The following is a 14,275-nucleotide window of genomic DNA, read 5'->3' as shown; positions in this document are numbered from 1 at the left end:
TGAAGAGTCTCGCAACAGCGCAGGGCTTGCCTTGCCCTTTGGAACCTAGCTAGGACAGGCGATGATCTCGCTCTCGATCGTTGATTTCGATGCGGACCCCGAGAGGGTGACTGCGATCCTAAGCCTCGAACCGACACGCATAGTCCGCAAGGGCGACCCGATGCGTAACGGTTCCCCGCGCAAGAAGAATGGATGGAGCCTCGATGGTCCGCGGCAAAGGCTCCGGAGTGGGGCCGAGCACGAGAATGCGGTCAACTACCTGATCGAGCAGATGCGAGGTCGGGAGGAGGCCTTCGCACGGCTGCGGCAGGAAGTGCGGCCAAAGCAGATAACTATCTACGGCGGGTTCTATCAGCCCTACCACGGACAGTGCGGCATTTGGCTTGAGCCGTCTGCGATGAGGGTGCTCGCGGATTGCGGTGTTGGCTGGAGCCTCGACCTTTTTGTTGAGGACGAAGCTCACCAACATGGAAGTGAGGTGTGAGCAGGCGTCCTGTCCCGCATTGGGTCGTTTGCCGACTGGCTGGTTCCAAATTTGAGCGGAGTCTGATTCATAAGGGCATGAGCCGATACGATCTGACCGACTTCGAATGGCGCGTCATCGAGCCGCTTTTGCCCAACAAGCCGCGAGGCGTGCCGCGTGTCGATGACCGTCGCGTGCTGAACGGCATCTTCTGGGTGCTGCGATCGAGTGCGCCATGGCGCGATCTGCCCGAGCGCTACGGCCCTCGCACCACTTGCTACAACCGCTTCGTTCGATGGCGGAAAGCAGGTGTCTGGGATCGGCTGATGGACGTCATTACCGAGGCCCATGACGGCACGGTGCAAGTAATGTGTCTACGTCCTAGTTTTCTCGGATCGTTTTCAGCTTTCACGAGATCGGTAGAGCGCCCAGCCCGCTGTTCGGATGTCAGCGCTGGCGGTTACGCGCCGCCAGTGTCCTCAGCCTGAGCGCGTTGAGGCGGATGAAGCCTTCGGCATCCTTCTGGTCGTAGGCGCCGCGGTCGTCCTCGAAGGTGACCAGCGCGTCGGAATAGAGCGTCTTCCTCGACTTGCGGCCGGTGACCATGACGTTGCCCTTGTAGAGCTTCAGCCGCACGGTGCCTTCGACGTCTTCCTGGCTCTTGTCGATCATTGCCTGCAGCATCAGGCGCTCGGGCGCGAACCAGAAGCCGTTGTAGATCAGCTCGGCATAGCGCGGCATGAACTCGTCCTTGAGGTGGGCCGCACCGCGGTCGAGCGTGATCGATTCGATCGCCCGATGGGCGGCGATCAGGATGGTGCCGCCGGGGGTCTCGTAGACGCCGCGCGATTTCATGCCGACGAAACGGTTCTCGACCAGGTCGAGCCTGCCGATGCCGTTGTCGCGGCCGAGATCGTTCAGCGCCGCCAGCATCGTTGCCGGCGACAGCTTCTTGCCATTGAGCGCAACCGGGTCGCCCTTGAGGAATTCGATCTCGATCTCGGTGACCTCATCCGGCGCATCCATCGGCGAGATGGTGCGCTGGTGGACGAATTCCGGCGGCTCGCTCCACGGGTCTTCCAGCACCTTGCCCTCGGACGACGAATGCAGCAGGTTAGCGTCGACCGAGAAAGGCGCATCGCCCTTCTTGTCCTTCGGCACTGGGATCTGGTGCTGCTCGGCGAAGTTGATGAGATCGGTCCGCGACTTGAACGACCAATCGCGCCACGGCGCGATGACCTTGATGTCGGGGTTGAGCGCATAGGCCGACAGCTCGAAACGCACCTGGTCGTTGCCTTTGCCGGTGGCGCCATGGGCGATCGCATCGGCGCCGGTCTCCCTGGCGATCTCGACAAGATGTTTCGAGATCAGTGGCCGGGCGATCGAGGTGCCGAGCAGATATGTGCCTTCATAGACAGCGTTGGCGCGGAACATCGGGAAGACGAAATCGGATACGAACTCCTCGCGGACATCGACGACGCGGATATCCTTGATGCCCATCATCTCGGCCTTGCGCCTGGCCGGCTCCAGTTCGCCACCCTGGCCTAGATCGGCGGTGAAGGTCACGACCTCGGCGCCGAGCTCGGTCTGCAGCCATTTCAGGATGATCGAGGTGTCAAGGCCGCCGGAATAGGCGAGCACGACTTTCTTGGCGGCTTTTGCTTTCGACATGGTGGGCAGTTCCGCGACAGGGGTTCTTCGCGGGCGAGGTATCACGGCGTTTTAGGCCAGCGCAAGGGACGAACGATGCCTGGACCAAATGCCTCATCTCCAAGAGGCTGGCGAGGACACGGCTCTTGCGGTATGGCTGCGCCGTCTTTTGCCGCCACGAGACGAGCCATGTCCTTCATCCCCGACAGTACGACGCTTATCCAGTTCTCCATCGCCACCTTGATCCTGGCGATCACGCCCGGGCCTGACATGACGCTGTTCGTGTCGCGCACGCTGAGCCAGGGCCGTGCCACCGGCTTTGCCTCGATGGCCGGCGCCTTGTGCGGCACGCTGATCCACACCACGCTGGTGGTGGTCGGCGTCTCGGCGCTGATCGTCGCCTCGCCGATGGCGTTCTTCGTGCTGAAGATTTTTGGCGCCGGCTATCTGGTCTTCCTGGCATGGCAGGCGATCACAAAAGGGTCGGCGTTTTCACCGGAGAAGAAGAGCGGGCCGCAGATCTCGCTGTTCCGCAGCTGGGCGGCGGGGCTCGGGGTCAATCTGCTCAACCCGAAGATCATCCTGTTCTTCATGACCTTCCTGCCGCAATTCGTCTCCGCGCATGATCCCGACGCGCCGGGAAAGCTGTTCTTCCTCGGCGCGATGTTCGTCGTGCTGGCGATCCCGGTGACGGCGCCGATGGTGCTGGCGGCGGAAAAATTCTCGGCCGCGATGAAATCCAGCCCGCGTGTGACCCGCGTCGTCGACTATCTGTTTGCCGGAGTTTTTTCGGCCTTCGCGCTCAAGATCCTGACGGCCCAGGCGAAATAGGGCGTCCGATCTGACGCCAGCTTCCGGCCGAGCGCCCGGCGCTCAGCCAGTAGAAAATACCGCCGACCATGCCGCAGCCGATCACCGCCAGCATGACGCTGGTATTGGTAACCTCGAAATTGGCATCGGCCGTCTGGTGGACGAAGCCAAGGAAGACCGCCGAGACCACAGCACCCGCCAGCGCATAGAACAGCCAGTCACGCCGGCCAAGGATCTCGGAGACGAGGATGGCGATGGCGGCCGGCATGAAGGCGAAATAGGCGACGAACAGCGCGACGAAGGGGATTGAAAACCACAGCGACGCCTGCGCCGCCGGTTGCGTCTCGTCCGTTATCAGCCCAAGAGACGCCAGGAACATGATGTTAAGGAAGGCGCTGGCCGCCAGCGAAGCAACGCCGTAGCCGACAAGGATGACGGCGAAGCGGATCAGATAGGCGCCGACGCGATTCACGCCTCGCCATGCCCCGCGATCATCATCGCTTCCAGCGCCAGCCGGTCGACCTTGCGCATGCGCTCGGAGTCCGACTTGAGCTGGCCGCAGGCGGCGAGGATATCGCGGCCGCGCGGCGTGCGGATCGGCGAGGCATAGCCGGCATTGTTGATGTAATCGGCGAATTTCTCGATCGTTTCCCAGTCCGAGCACTGGTAGTTGGTGCCCGGCCACGGGTTGAACGGGATCAGATTGATCTTGGCCGGAATGCCCTTGAGCAGCTTGATCAGCGCCTTGGCGTCGTCGATGGAATCGTTGACGTCCTTCAGCATCACATATTCGAAGGTGATCCGCTTGGCGTTCGACAGGCCTGGATAGGCGCGGCAGGCAGCGATCAGATCCTTCAGCGGATACTTCTTGTTGATGGGCACCAAGAGATCGCGCAAATCGTCATTGGTGGCGTGCAGCGAAATCGCCAGCATCACGCCGATCTCCTCGCCGGTGCGGAAGATTTCGGGCACGACGCCGGAGGTCGAGAGCGTGATGCGCCTCTTCGACAGGGAAAGCCCGTCGCCGTCGGATGCGATAAGCAGCGCCTTCTTCACCGCCTCGAAATTGTAGAGCGGCTCGCCCATGCCCATCATGACGATGTTGGATACTTTGCGGCCTTCGGCCGGCACGATGGCGCCGTCCGGCGTATCGCGGTCGGGGAAATCGCCGAGCCGGTCGCGGGCGGTCAAAAGTTGGGCGAGGATTTCCTCGGCGGTCAGGTTGCGCACCAGTTTCTGCGTGCCGGTGTGGCAGAAGGAGCAGGTCAGGGTGCAGCCGACCTGCGAAGAGATGCAGAGCGTGCCGCGGCCTTCTTCGGGAATGTAGACGGTCTCGATCTCGACCGGCCGGCCGGCGCCGCGCGGCGGAAAGCGAAACAGCCATTTGCGCGTGCCGTCGGAGGAGATCTGCTCCTCGACGATTTCGGGCCTGGCGACGGTGAAATGCCTGTCGAGCTCGGCGCGCAGATCCTTGGAGATGTTGAACATGCCGGCAAAGTCGGAAACGCCACGCACATAGATCCAATGCCAGAGCTGTTGGGCGCGCATTTTCGCCTGGCGCTCCGGCACGATGCCGGCGGCGACAAGGGCGGCCCCAAGTTCGGCTCGCGTCAAGCCGATCAGCGACGGTTTTTCAGGCGTCGTGCGGGTGCGCAACGCGTCACGCGCGCCTTCGGCGGTAAGATCGAATGAAAGGGTCATTGTTGCGCCAATATAAGCGATTTGCGGCCGAATACAGCATCGTGCCCGAAATGAAGCGCGGCGCATAGCACAGCTTGATGGCGGAGTCATGCCGGTGGTCTTCCCTTCTCCCCTTGTGGGAGAAGGTGGCCGAGCGTAGCTCGGTCGGATGAGGGGTGTTCCAGCTTGGCGCCGACGGCGTTCCGTCCAACACCCCTCTTCCGTCTCGGCGCTGCGCGCCGATCCACCTTCTCCCACAAGGGGAGAAGGGAAGACTGCGCCTAACCGCCTACTTGCACTTGGCGATCGAGGCCAGCGCCGCCGAGATGCCCTTCAGCGAGAAGACGTAGGTGGTGGTGTTGCCGCGGCCGGACTTGGCCGACACCTTCATGTCGGTGCCGGTCTTCATCGCGGCGATCAGCACCGGCTCCTCGGCGGCGTTCTCGACCCAGGCCGACTTGCCGCGCGTGAACATCGAAAAAGACTTCTTGTCGATGGTGACGGTGGCCTTGGAACCTTCCTGGAAGGTATAGCCGGCGATGAATTGCGGCTCGTAGGACACTTGCTGCCCCGGCCGCTGGCTGACGAAGAAGAACATGTCGCCGTGATCGAGCGTCGGCGGCTGCTTGTCGGTTGGCACCGTCAGGACATAGCAGACCTTGCCGCCGCCCGACGCCTGATAACTGTAGGTGCCCCAGGCATTATGCTGGCCGATCTTGGTTGCCGACTGCGCCAGCGCGGGCGCCGTCAAGGCCACCAGGGCCAGGCTGGAAACTATAGCAATCAATCCGCGCATCGCTTTTCCCGTATTCCACTGGTGCGGCGGCAGGCCGGCTCGGCGTCCTGCCCGTCGCTTCATTTTGATTTAATCTGGGTTACCAAACGGTGAAATTCCCCTGAGAAAAGGATGTTCACGCCAGGAAACCGCCGCCGTCTTCGCGCTGCCGCTCGAAAAAGCGGCTGACGCAATGTTCCTGCCGCGACTTGGAGGCCACGAAAACGGCAAGAGTTTGACTTTTCAAGCAGCTAGGTCTTGCGGCGATTCTCGCTTTTTGAGGTGCGTGACGAATTTCCCTGCAGGCGGTACCATGTCTGCGTTCGCCGCCACGGCGCTCGGCCAGGGTGCCCTCCCTGGCGGCTTACGGGAGATTGGCCATGGCCATTTCCGAGACAGTTCTGATCCTGGCGGGCGGCACAGTCGCCCTGGCGATTGTGTTCGGCGTTCGTGTCGCCATGCGGCGGGCGGCCGGTGGCGCGGTGCGCCGGTCGGATGCCGGGGAGACGGCGGGCGGATCGGGCGCCCCCGACGTGGCCGGGGTCATTGCGCTGCCACCTTTGATCTTCCTCGGCTTCCTGGTGGCGGCAACCGTGCTTGAGGTGCTCGTGCCGCTCCCGGTCATGGCCGGGCAGGCGCTCGCCCGCTATCTGGCTGGCGCTGTGCTCGCGGTGTGCGGCTTCGTGTTCATCTTTATGGCGGCGGGCCGCTTTCAGGCCGCTGGCACCAACATACCACCGACCTTGCCGACGACGGCGCTGGTCGTCGACGGCATCTATCGGCGGACCAGGAATCCGTTCTATCTGGGAACGACCCTCGTCTATCTGGGCCTCGGCGTCGCGGCCGGAAGTCTTTGGGCTAATGCGCTCGTCATCCCACTGCTGTGGGTGATCAATACCGGCGTTATCGCGCCGGAAGAGCGCTATCTCGAGCGGAAGTTCGGAGATGCCTATCGCGCCTACAAGGCGCGGGTGCGGCGGTGGGTTTGACGGCCGGAAAGTCGGTTCTCACGCGATTTTTTGCGCCGCACCGGCTCAGCTCTTGTCGGCGATGGCCTGCCTGGCGGCGAGCCGGTGCGCCGGCGTGATGTGGGCGCTGACGGCGGTAATCGCGGCGGTCAGCACGGCGATGTCGTCGGTGAAGCCTAGCCCAAGGATGAAATCGGGGATGACGTCTGTCGGCAGCACGAAATAGCCGAGCGCAGCAAGCAAGGTGCCCTTGGCGCGCAGCGGCGTCTTCTTGTCCATGGCACAGTAATAGGCGGCGACCACCTCTTCCATGAACGGGATCTGCCGGGCGGCCTTCTTCGCCGTACGCCAGAACTTTTCGCGCACTTCGCTCTCGTTGCCCGGCTTGCTGCCGAGGCCGAAGAAATCAAAACCGGATTTTTGCGCCATCAACCTCTCCTTGCGGCCGTCGCGTGACTTCACGCGTGACCGCGAGGCAAAATGTGGTGAAAGCCGAACCTCGCTGCAAGGTGCAGATAGGCTCAGCCGCCGAAATAGCGGTTCATTTTCCTGGCCAGATCGAAATCCAGCGCGGTCAGGCCGCCGGCGTCGTGCGTGTTGAGGGTCACGTTTACCGTCTTGTAGACGTTCGACCAGTCGGGATGGTGGTCCATCTTCTCCGCGGCCAGGGCAACGCGGGTCATGAAGGCAAAGGCTTCGGAGAAATTCTTGAAGGTGAAGCTGCGGGTGATCGAGCCACCATCCTTGGCCAGCGACCAGCCGTCGAGGCCGGCAAGTTCGGCGCGGATCGCCTCTTTTGCTAGTTTCTCCCTGGCCATGTCCGTCTACCGCATGATCCGCGAAGCGTCGGCGGCGCCGACCAAACGGCTGGCGACGCGGTTGTCAGCACCTGAAAGCGGCCAGGCCTCCTCGACGACGTAAGGCCCGCCGCCGACCGAATCGCGTGACGACATCAGCACGAAGCGGCCGATCCGGAACGGCAGCGTCGAAAAATTGCCGCGTGCCGACAGATACTGGGCGACATCGAGCGGGCTCGAATTGCGCAGGCGGGCCAGCGTCACATGCGGCATGAACTTGCGCGGGTCGGCCGGGATGCCGAGCCGCTGGCAGATGCGCTCGATCTCGGCCTGCAATGCGGAAAGATCGGGCGAAGCGGCGACCCCGGCCCACACCGCATGCGGCTTCTTCTGGCCGAAGGCGCCGACGCCGGACAGCGTCAGAGGGAAGGACGGGCGGTGAACACGGTCAAGCGCATTGGCGATTTCGTCGGCGACATGGCCCTCGACATCGCCGATGAAGCGCAGCGTCAGATGATAGTTTTCGACGTCGATCCAGCGGGCTCCGGGCAGGCCGCCCCTGAGCAGGGACAGCGAAAGAGCGGCATCACGCGGTATCTCGAGGGCGGTAAAAAGACGCGGCATGGGAAGCCTCCTGTCCTCGAATCGAACTCTTGCCCCTAGCGAATCATCGATATTCAAACGGGGCAAGGGGTTTGTTGGTCGCAGGCCTGCCTAAAAGCTTCCCCTGCGGAAGGTGTTGCGACGGCGAACCCTCGCCTTCAGGAATTGCCCCGGACCGCTTCAATGGTCTTCTCCACACTGGGCAGGATACCCTCGACGATGCGGTCGACGCCTCGGGCGTTTGGATGAAGGCCGTCCTCGAGTTGCAGGACGGATTGACCGGCGATGCCCTCGAGAAAGAAAGGATAGAGCGGCACGCCATATTTTTCAGCCAATCGCGGAAAGGTCGCGTCGAAGGCGTTCTGGTAGTCGGCGCCGAGATTGGGCGCCGCGCGCATTCCGGCCAGCAACACAGCGATCTTGCGCTGCTGCAGCTTTGCCAGCATGGCGTCTAGGTTCTTTTCCGCTATGGCGGGCGAAACGCCGCGCAGCATGTCATTGGCGCCGAGCTCCAGGATGACCAGCTGCGTGCCGTCCGGCACCGACCAGTCGAGCCGCGACAGGCCGCCGCTCGTCGTATCGCCGGAGACGCCGGCGTTGGCGACCGTGACATCGTAGCCCTTGGCGCGCAGCGCCGCCTGCAGCTTCTCGGTGAAGCCCTGACCTGGCCCGAGGCCATAACCCGCCATCAAGCTGTCGCCGAAACCGACAATGGTGAACGGTTCGGCGCGCGCCGACGAAATGGCGCCGCAAATGGCGAGGAAAAGGGCGAAGGCTGCGGCAAAGGTGTGTTTGAAAGCCATGCGGCAGGCCCCATATGACCAGGAACATCTGTTGGCGAAGGCAGGTTTTCGTCTTTGTCGAGCATCGGATGCACTAGCCTTCATCCCCCATATAGGACGATTTGATTTTGGAAGAAGCCGTCATTTCGCTGAAAGACGTATCGCTGACGCTCGGCGAAGGTGCATCCTCGGTCCATGTGCTGAAGGGCGTCAGCCTCGATGTGGCGGGCGGCGAAGCGACAGGCATCGTTGGACCTTCAGGTTCGGGAAAGTCGACATTGCTGATGGTTTTGGCCGGACTTGAAAGGGTCGATTCGGGCACGGTCCGAATTGCCGGCGAGCTGCTCAACGGCAAAAGCGAAGATCAGATCGCATCGTTTCGGGGACGAAACATCGGCATCGTGTTCCAGTCTTTCCATCTCATCCCCAATATGACGGCGCTGGAAAACGTTGCGGTCCCGCTGGAGCTTGCCGGCCATGTCGATCCATTCGGCGTGGCGGCGCGCGAGCTGGCGGCGGTCGGTCTCAGCGATCGCGTCACCCATTACCCCGGCGAATTGTCTGGCGGCGAGCAGCAGCGCGTGGCGATCGCCCGGGCGCTGGCGCCGTCGCCGCGCATCCTGATCGCCGACGAGCCGACCGGCAATCTCGACCAGGCAACGGGGCGGCACGTCGCCGACCTGCTGTTTGCCAAGGCGGCCGAACGCGGCATGACGCTGGTGCTGGTCACGCATGACCCTGTACTCGCGGCGCGCTGCTCGCGCCAGGTGTCGATGCGGTCGGGGCTGATCGAAGACGCGCCTAAGCCGGCCACCAGGGCTGGCAAGGTGACCGCGTGATGCCGCTGGCGCAAACGCTGAGGCTCGCCTTTCGGTTTTCGCTGCGCGAAATGCGTGGCGGGCTGTCCGGCTTCCTGATCTTCCTTGCCTGCATCGCGCTCGGCGTCGCTGCGATCGGCGGCGTCAATTCGGTGGCGCAGGCTATTTCCGCCGGTGTTGCCGACCAGGGCCAGACGCTGCTCGGCGGTGATCTCCGCTTCCAGCTCAACCAGCGCGATCCGACCAGAGCCGAACGCAGCTTCCTCGACCGGCTTGGCACGGTTTCGCACAGCGCCAATATGCGCTCGATGGCGAGGCTCGAGGACGGCTCCGACCAGGCGCTGGTCGAGGCCAAGGCGGTCGACGGCGCCTATCCGCTCTATGATGCGCTGGAGACCGAGCCGGTGCTGTCGCGAGAGGATCTGTTCGGCGAAAAATCCGGCGTCTTCGGCGCCGCCGCCCCGGACCTCTTGTTCGAGCGGCTGAACCTTGGCATCGGTGACCGGCTAAAGCTCGGCAGCGCGACATTCGAGCTGCGCGCCAGGCTGGTCAACGAGCCGGATGCAGTGTCGGATGGCTTCGGTTTTGCGCCGCGGCTGATGGTGTCGACCGACGGGCTTGCCGCTTCCGGCCTGATCCAGCCGGGCAGCCTGGTCGAGAACGCCTATAAGGTCCGCCTGCCCGGCGGCACCACTGAGGCACAGATCAAGGCGATCCAGGAGCAGGCGGCAAACCAGTTCCCGCAGGCCGGCTGGTCGATCCGCACCCGCAGCAACGCAGCGCCGGCGCTGTCCTCGAATATCGAGCGGTTTTCGCAATTCCTGACGCTGGTTGGGTTGACGGCGCTGGTGGTCGGCGGCGTCGGCGTGGCCAATGCCGTGCGTGCCTATCTCAACGGCAAGCGCGGCGTCATCGCCACCTTCAAGAGCCTGGGGGCTTCGGGCGGGTTCGTCTTTGCCGTCTATCTGGTGCAGATCCTGATGATCGCAGCACTCGGCATCACGCTAGGCCTTGTGCTTGGCGCGCTGATGCCGTTCGCGGCCAGCGCGGCACTCCAATCGGTCATTCCAGTGCCGGCGGAAGGTGGGTTCTATCCCGGCGCCCTCGGCATGGCAGCGCTGTTCGGGCTGCTGGTGACGCTGGCTTTCGCCTTGCTGCCGCTCGGCCGCGCACGCGACGTGCCGGCAACGGCGCTGTTTCGCGAAATGGGTTTCGAGGGCCGCGGTTTTCCCCGCCCGCTCTATATCGCCGCGGCATTGGGCATCGCGCTGCTGCTCGCGGTACTGGCGATCCTGTTTTCCGGCGACCGCCGTATTGCCTCGATCTTCGTTGGCGCCACGATCTTTTCGTTCCTGGTGCTGCGTGTGGTCGGCTCGCTGGTGCAGTGGGCGGCGAAGAAAAGCCCGCGCGTGCGCTCGACCGCACTCAGGCTCGCCATCGGCAACATCCATCGGCCTGGCGCCTTGACGCCGTCCGTGGTGCTGTCGTTGGGACTCGGGCTGACGCTGCTGGTGACGCTGGCGCTGATCGACGGCAATCTCAGGCGGCAGATCTCGGGCAGCCTGCCGGAAAGGGCACCGAACTTCTTCTACGTCGATATCCAGAGCGGTGACGTCGATGCCTTCTCCGCGCTGGTCGGCAAAGAGGCACCGCAAGGCAGGCTGATCAAGGTGCCGATGCTGCGCGGCCGGGTGATGGCGCTCAACGGCGTCGATGTCGACAAGGTCAAGGTTCCGGCCGAAGGCGCCTGGGTACTGCGCGGCGATCGCGGCCTGACCTATGACGCAAAGCTGCCGGAGAATGCGACGCTGACCGAGGGCAGCTGGTGGCCGGAGAACTATGCCGGCGAGCCGCTGGTCTCGTTTTCCGCCGAGGAAGGCAAAGAGATCGGGCTGAAGCTCGGCGACACCATCACCGTCAACGTGCTCGGCCGCAACATCACGGCCAAGATCGCCAATTTCCGCCAGGTCGAATGGGAAACCATGGGCATCAATTTCGTCATGGTGTTCTCGCCCAACACATTCGCCGGTGCGCCGCATGGCTGGTTGGCGACGCTGACCGAGACGAATGCGTCGGCAGCCGACGATGCGCATCTTCTCAACGTCGTCACGCGTGCCTTTCCCGCGGTGACGACGGTCAGGGTCAAGGACGCGCTCGAAATCGTCAACCGGCTGGTGGCGCAGCTCGGCACAGCAATCAGGGCAGCAGCGGGCGTGGCGTTGATCGCCTCGGTGCTGGTGCTGGCCGGGGCGCTCGCCGCCGGCAACCGGGCTCGCATTCACGACGCGGTGGTGCTGAAGACCCTGGGTGCGACCAGGAAAACGCTGATCGCCGCGTTTTCGCTGGAATACATGCTGATCGGCCTTGCCACTGCGATCTTCGCGCTGGCGGCGGGCGGTGTGGCGGCGTGGTTCGTCGTCGCGCGCATCATGACGCTGCCATCGCACTTCATGCCCGAGGTGGCGGTGGCGACCATCGGCTTTTCGCTGGTGGTCACGGTCGGCATCGGCCTTGCCGGCACGTGGCGGGTGCTTGGCCACAAGGCGGCGCCGGTGCTGCGGAATCTTTGAGCCAGAGCCGTTTTTGATTAAATCTCGGTAATGTTCCGGGCGTGAAGGCCAATAAAACCGTATCTCTGGCACTTCACGGAGCATTACGCTTGGTTACGGTCTTGTCCTTTACGCCAAGAACCATCATATTTCGGCGCAGGCATGCTGGAGCCCCGCCAGCGGCGCCTGGGTTCAAAGGACCTGACACCGGACGGGGCAGAAGCAATATGAGGATTTCCATGGCTGATCCCGTTCGCAATTATCAGACGCGCGCCGTGCCCGGCGCCGGCGTCGATGCTGCCATCGACCAGGGCCTGCGGGCCTACATGATCAAGGTCTACAATCTGATGGGGCTTGGCCTCCTCATCACCGGCCTTGCCGCGGTCGGCACAATCATGCTGGCCACCACCAGCGATCCCGCCTCGGCCGTCGCGACGTTGCCAAGCGGCGAGATGCTGACCTCGTTCGGCTACGCGATCTTCGGCTCGCCGCTGAAATGGCTGGTGATCTTCGCCCCGCTGGCAGCGGTGATGTTCCTGTCGTTCCGCGTCCAGTCGATGAGCGTTTCGGCCGCGCAGACGACGTTCTGGGTCTACGCCGGCCTCGTCGGCCTGTCGCTGTCGTCGATCTTCCTGGTCTACACCACCGCCAGTATCTCGCAGACCTTCTTCGCCACCGCCGCCGCCTTTGGCGGGCTGTCGCTCTACGGCTACACGACCAAGCGCGATCTCTCGGCGTTCGGGTCGTTCCTGGTCATGGGCCTGGTCGGCCTGATCATCGCGATGGTGATCAACATCTTCCTGCAGTCGTCGGCGCTTTCCTTCGCCGTTTCGGCGATCGGCGTGCTGATCTTCGCGGGCCTCACCGCCTACGACACGCAGAACATCAAGGAGATGTACTTCGAGGGCGACGAGACTGATGTCGCCGGCCGCAAGGCGATTATGGGCGCATTGAGGCTCTATCTCGACTTCATCAACCTATTTATGTTTCTGCTGCAGTTCATGGGCGACCGTCGCTAAATACGGTTTTCCTGGACCAGCGAGTTTGGAAAGGGCGGCCCAATGGCCGCTCTTTTCTTTTGTGCCGGCTATTGCTGTGATATAGGGCAGATGAACGACGTGCCTAAATTATGAGCAGCATCACCTTGCGGGCCGCGACGTCGGCCGATCTCGACCGGATCACGGAAATCTATGCCGACGCGGTGACGAATGGCACGGCGAGCTATGAACTCGAGCCACCAAGCCGCACCGAGATGGGCGCGCGCTTCGACAGCCTGATGGCGGACGGCTTTCCCTATCTCGTGGCGGAAAAGGCCGGCGCCGTGGTCGGCTATGCCTATGCCGGCGCCTTCCGGCCGCGGCCAGCATACCGCTTCGTGGTTGAGGATTCCGTCTATGTCGCGCCCGATGCCAAGGGGCAGGGCGTCGGGCTCAAGCTGATGCAAGGGCTGATCGAGGCGGCTAAGGCGGCGGGTTTTCGCCAGATCATCGCGGTGATCGGCGACGGCCGGCCCGATAGCGCCTCGGTGCAGTTGCATGAGAAGGTCGGCTTTCACCATTCCGGCCGCCTGGAAGGCTCCGGCTACAAGCACGGACGCTGGCTGGACACGGTGTTTATGCAGTTGCCGATCAATGGCGGGGCGTCGGTCCCGCCCGATCCGCAATCGCTGCCCGAGCGGAAGTTCCGCCAGCAAAAGTAAGGGGTTACGCGTCGACCAGCTTCAGCGTTCGGTCGAACACGCCAAGCACCCGGCCGAGTTCCTGGCCACGCTTGAGGATGCGTCCGCCGGCGGCGATGACGGCGAATGCGCCTTGCCGGCGCGCCAGCTTCGGATCCTTGACGATCTGGAAAAGCGGCACTTCGCTGGTGCGGCGGAAGACGGAAAAAACGGCGCGGTCGGCGAGATGGTCGATGGCATAGTCGCGCCACTCATTGGCGGCAACCATACGGCCGTAGAGCCTGAGGATCTGGTCCAGTTCGCGCCGGTCGAACCGCACCGGCTGGTCGAGGCGTTCGCGTCTTGCCTCATGCAGCGGGATCAATATTGCGGATGCGTCCCCATCCTCCGTCCCGCTGCTGCGATCAGTCATGCCTGGATCCTCGCAATGAATCGTACGCCGACCAAAGTTGGCGCTTTCGTTGCCGAATTGCAAGGCCCGGCCGGGCAAGGCCAGCACCGCGCGGTTTCTCCAGCGTCCAGTCACGTTTGCGAAACGCCTGTTGGAATTGGTGATGCTTCGCCACAATCCTGCCTTTTTTTATCCGTGCTCATGCCCCAATGTCCGACGAATTTACCGGTGTTGCCTGAGACGGTTCGGTCCGGCACCGGCTCGTAAACCCCAAGCCCCCCGCCCACGGGTCTGCGTCGGATCGAACCAAC

16 protein-coding genes and 1 pseudogene are annotated in these 14,275 nt (G+C 63.2%); 8 read left to right on the top strand and 9 right to left on the bottom strand.

The window, feature by feature from the left end; translation table 11 throughout:
• Positions 1 to 61: 61 nt before the first annotated feature.
• Together NKI17_RS16355 and NKI17_RS16350 are read left to right on the top strand one after the other, a co-directional pair.
• Positions 62 to 484, top strand: a complete 423-nt coding sequence (locus tag NKI17_RS16355; RefSeq protein ID WP_352906334.1) for a DUF4279 domain-containing protein — start codon at positions 62 to 64, stop codon at positions 482 to 484.
• A 77-nt stretch (positions 485 to 561) separates the two neighbouring features.
• Positions 562 to 834, top strand: a pseudogene (locus NKI17_RS16350) (IS5 family transposase); the annotation flags it as partial.
• A 76-nt stretch (positions 835 to 910) separates the two neighbouring features.
• Here NKI17_RS16350 and NKI17_RS16345 read toward each other — a convergent pair.
• On the bottom strand, positions 911 to 2,134 hold the full coding sequence (locus tag NKI17_RS16345; protein WP_352570035.1) for an argininosuccinate synthase: 1,224 nt from the start codon (positions 2,132 to 2,134) through the stop codon (positions 911 to 913).
• Positions 2,135 to 2,302: 168 nt separating this feature from the next.
• On the opposite strand from NKI17_RS16345, the gene NKI17_RS16340 reads away from it, so the two are divergent.
• The gene (locus NKI17_RS16340) at positions 2,303 to 2,944 is read left to right on the top strand and encodes a LysE family translocator (protein WP_352570033.1); all 642 of its coding nucleotides are present in this window, start codon (positions 2,303 to 2,305) and stop codon (positions 2,942 to 2,944) included.
• Here the strand turns inward: NKI17_RS16340 and NKI17_RS16335 are convergent.
• From NKI17_RS16335 to NKI17_RS16325, 3 genes are all read right to left on the bottom strand, one after another.
• Positions 2,916 to 3,395 (bottom strand): hypothetical protein, encoded by a 480-nt coding sequence (locus tag NKI17_RS16335; RefSeq protein WP_023679832.1) that lies wholly within the window; start codon positions 3,393 to 3,395, stop codon positions 2,916 to 2,918. The genes NKI17_RS16340 and NKI17_RS16335 overlap by 29 nt on opposite strands.
• Positions 3,392 to 4,624: a dual-specificity RNA methyltransferase RlmN gene (gene rlmN / locus NKI17_RS16330; RefSeq protein ID WP_352782786.1), complete on the bottom strand. Its 1,233-nt coding sequence runs from the start codon at positions 4,622 to 4,624 to the stop codon at positions 3,392 to 3,394. The genes NKI17_RS16335 and rlmN overlap by 4 nt, the downstream gene beginning before the upstream one ends.
• 268 nt (positions 4,625 to 4,892) lie before the next feature.
• Positions 4,893 to 5,399, bottom strand: coding sequence for an invasion associated locus B family protein (locus NKI17_RS16325; protein ID WP_023721899.1), 507 nt, complete (start codon positions 5,397 to 5,399; stop codon positions 4,893 to 4,895).
• A 359-nt stretch (positions 5,400 to 5,758) separates the two neighbouring features.
• Here NKI17_RS16325 and NKI17_RS16320 point away from each other — a divergent pair, with 359 nt between their 5' ends.
• Positions 5,759 to 6,367, top strand: a complete 609-nt coding sequence (locus tag NKI17_RS16320) for a methyltransferase family protein (protein ID WP_352906333.1) — start codon at positions 5,759 to 5,761, stop codon at positions 6,365 to 6,367.
• A gap of 45 nt (positions 6,368 to 6,412) precedes the next feature.
• On the opposite strand, the gene NKI17_RS16315 is transcribed toward NKI17_RS16320, so the two are convergent.
• The 4 genes from NKI17_RS16315 to NKI17_RS16300 form a co-directional block, all read right to left on the bottom strand.
• Positions 6,413 to 6,775, bottom strand: a complete 363-nt coding sequence (locus NKI17_RS16315; RefSeq protein WP_031212728.1) for a YkvA family protein — start codon at positions 6,773 to 6,775, stop codon at positions 6,413 to 6,415.
• Positions 6,776 to 6,867: 92 nt separating this feature from the next.
• A complete protein-coding gene (locus NKI17_RS16310) occupies positions 6,868 to 7,164 on the bottom strand; it encodes a 4a-hydroxytetrahydrobiopterin dehydratase (RefSeq protein ID WP_023679826.1) in 297 nt (98 codons plus the stop codon).
• Positions 7,165 to 7,170: 6 nt separating this feature from the next.
• Positions 7,171 to 7,767, bottom strand: coding sequence for an RNA 2',3'-cyclic phosphodiesterase (gene thpR, locus NKI17_RS16305; protein ID WP_352456356.1), 597 nt, complete (start codon positions 7,765 to 7,767; stop codon positions 7,171 to 7,173).
• 137 nt (positions 7,768 to 7,904) lie between these two features.
• Positions 7,905 to 8,549: an arylesterase gene (locus NKI17_RS16300; RefSeq protein ID WP_352593769.1), complete on the bottom strand. Its 645-nt coding sequence runs from the start codon at positions 8,547 to 8,549 to the stop codon at positions 7,905 to 7,907.
• Between the two features lie 107 nt (positions 8,550 to 8,656).
• On the opposite strand from NKI17_RS16300, the gene NKI17_RS16295 reads away from it, so the two are divergent.
• The 4 genes from NKI17_RS16295 to NKI17_RS16280 all read left to right on the top strand — a co-directional run bounded on the left by NKI17_RS16295 (position 8,657) and on the right by NKI17_RS16280 (position 13,594).
• A complete protein-coding gene (locus tag NKI17_RS16295) occupies positions 8,657 to 9,367 on the top strand; it encodes an ABC transporter ATP-binding protein (protein WP_352456355.1) in 711 nt (236 codons plus the stop codon).
• The gene (locus NKI17_RS16290; RefSeq protein WP_352906332.1) at positions 9,367 to 11,916 is read left to right on the top strand and encodes an ABC transporter permease; all 2,550 of its coding nucleotides are present in this window, start codon (positions 9,367 to 9,369) and stop codon (positions 11,914 to 11,916) included. Before NKI17_RS16295 ends, NKI17_RS16290 begins: the two co-directional genes overlap by 1 nt.
• A gap of 218 nt (positions 11,917 to 12,134) precedes the next feature.
• Positions 12,135 to 12,914 carry a Bax inhibitor-1/YccA family protein gene (locus tag NKI17_RS16285; protein WP_254817871.1) on the top strand — a complete coding sequence of 260 codons (780 nt, stop codon included), beginning with the start codon at positions 12,135 to 12,137 and terminating at the stop codon, positions 12,912 to 12,914.
• Between the two features lie 110 nt (positions 12,915 to 13,024).
• Positions 13,025 to 13,594: a GNAT family N-acetyltransferase gene (locus NKI17_RS16280; RefSeq protein WP_352906331.1), complete on the top strand. Its 570-nt coding sequence runs from the start codon at positions 13,025 to 13,027 to the stop codon at positions 13,592 to 13,594.
• A gap of 4 nt (positions 13,595 to 13,598) precedes the next feature.
• Here NKI17_RS16280 and NKI17_RS16275 read toward each other — a convergent pair whose 3' ends face one another.
• Positions 13,599 to 13,985: a DUF2794 domain-containing protein gene (locus NKI17_RS16275; protein ID WP_352906330.1), complete on the bottom strand. Its 387-nt coding sequence runs from the start codon at positions 13,983 to 13,985 to the stop codon at positions 13,599 to 13,601.
• Positions 13,986 to 14,275: the final 290 nt, after the last annotated feature.

The organism is Mesorhizobium sp. M0816, from assembly GCF_040320005.1.
Lineage (GTDB): Bacteria > Pseudomonadota > Alphaproteobacteria > Rhizobiales > Rhizobiaceae > Mesorhizobium.
Note: the sequence above shows the minus strand (reverse complement) of the source record. Positions and strands in the feature narration are given on the sequence as shown.

Excerpts from the sequence above, each read along its gene's own strand:
- NKI17_RS16355 (WP_352906334.1), top strand. The coding sequence starts at position 62 with ATGATCTCGCTCTCGATCGTTGATTTCGATGCGGACCCCGAGAGGGTG.
- NKI17_RS16345 (WP_352570035.1), bottom strand. The coding sequence starts at position 2,134 with ATGTCGAAAGCAAAAGCCGCCAAGAAAGTCGTGCTCGCCTATTCCGGC.
- NKI17_RS16340 (WP_352570033.1), top strand. The coding sequence starts at position 2,303 with ATGTCCTTCATCCCCGACAGTACGACGCTTATCCAGTTCTCCATCGCC.
- rlmN (WP_352782786.1), bottom strand. The coding sequence starts at position 4,624 with ATGACCCTTTCATTCGATCTTACCGCCGAAGGCGCGCGTGACGCGTTG.
- NKI17_RS16325 (WP_023721899.1), bottom strand. The coding sequence starts at position 5,399 with ATGCGCGGATTGATTGCTATAGTTTCCAGCCTGGCCCTGGTGGCCTTG.
- NKI17_RS16320 (WP_352906333.1), top strand. The coding sequence starts at position 5,759 with ATGGCCATTTCCGAGACAGTTCTGATCCTGGCGGGCGGCACAGTCGCC.
- NKI17_RS16315 (WP_031212728.1), bottom strand. The coding sequence starts at position 6,775 with ATGGCGCAAAAATCCGGTTTTGATTTCTTCGGCCTCGGCAGCAAGCCG.
- NKI17_RS16310 (WP_023679826.1), bottom strand. The coding sequence starts at position 7,164 with ATGGCCAGGGAGAAACTAGCAAAAGAGGCGATCCGCGCCGAACTTGCC.
- thpR (WP_352456356.1), bottom strand. The coding sequence starts at position 7,767 with ATGCCGCGTCTTTTTACCGCCCTCGAGATACCGCGTGATGCCGCTCTT.
- NKI17_RS16300 (WP_352593769.1), bottom strand. The coding sequence starts at position 8,549 with ATGGCTTTCAAACACACCTTTGCCGCAGCCTTCGCCCTTTTCCTCGCC.
- NKI17_RS16290 (WP_352906332.1), top strand. The coding sequence starts at position 9,367 with ATGCCGCTGGCGCAAACGCTGAGGCTCGCCTTTCGGTTTTCGCTGCGC.
- NKI17_RS16285 (WP_254817871.1), top strand. The coding sequence starts at position 12,135 with ATGGCTGATCCCGTTCGCAATTATCAGACGCGCGCCGTGCCCGGCGCC.
- NKI17_RS16280 (WP_352906331.1), top strand. The coding sequence starts at position 13,025 with ATGAGCAGCATCACCTTGCGGGCCGCGACGTCGGCCGATCTCGACCGG.
- NKI17_RS16275 (WP_352906330.1), bottom strand. The coding sequence starts at position 13,985 with ATGACTGATCGCAGCAGCGGGACGGAGGATGGGGACGCATCCGCAATA.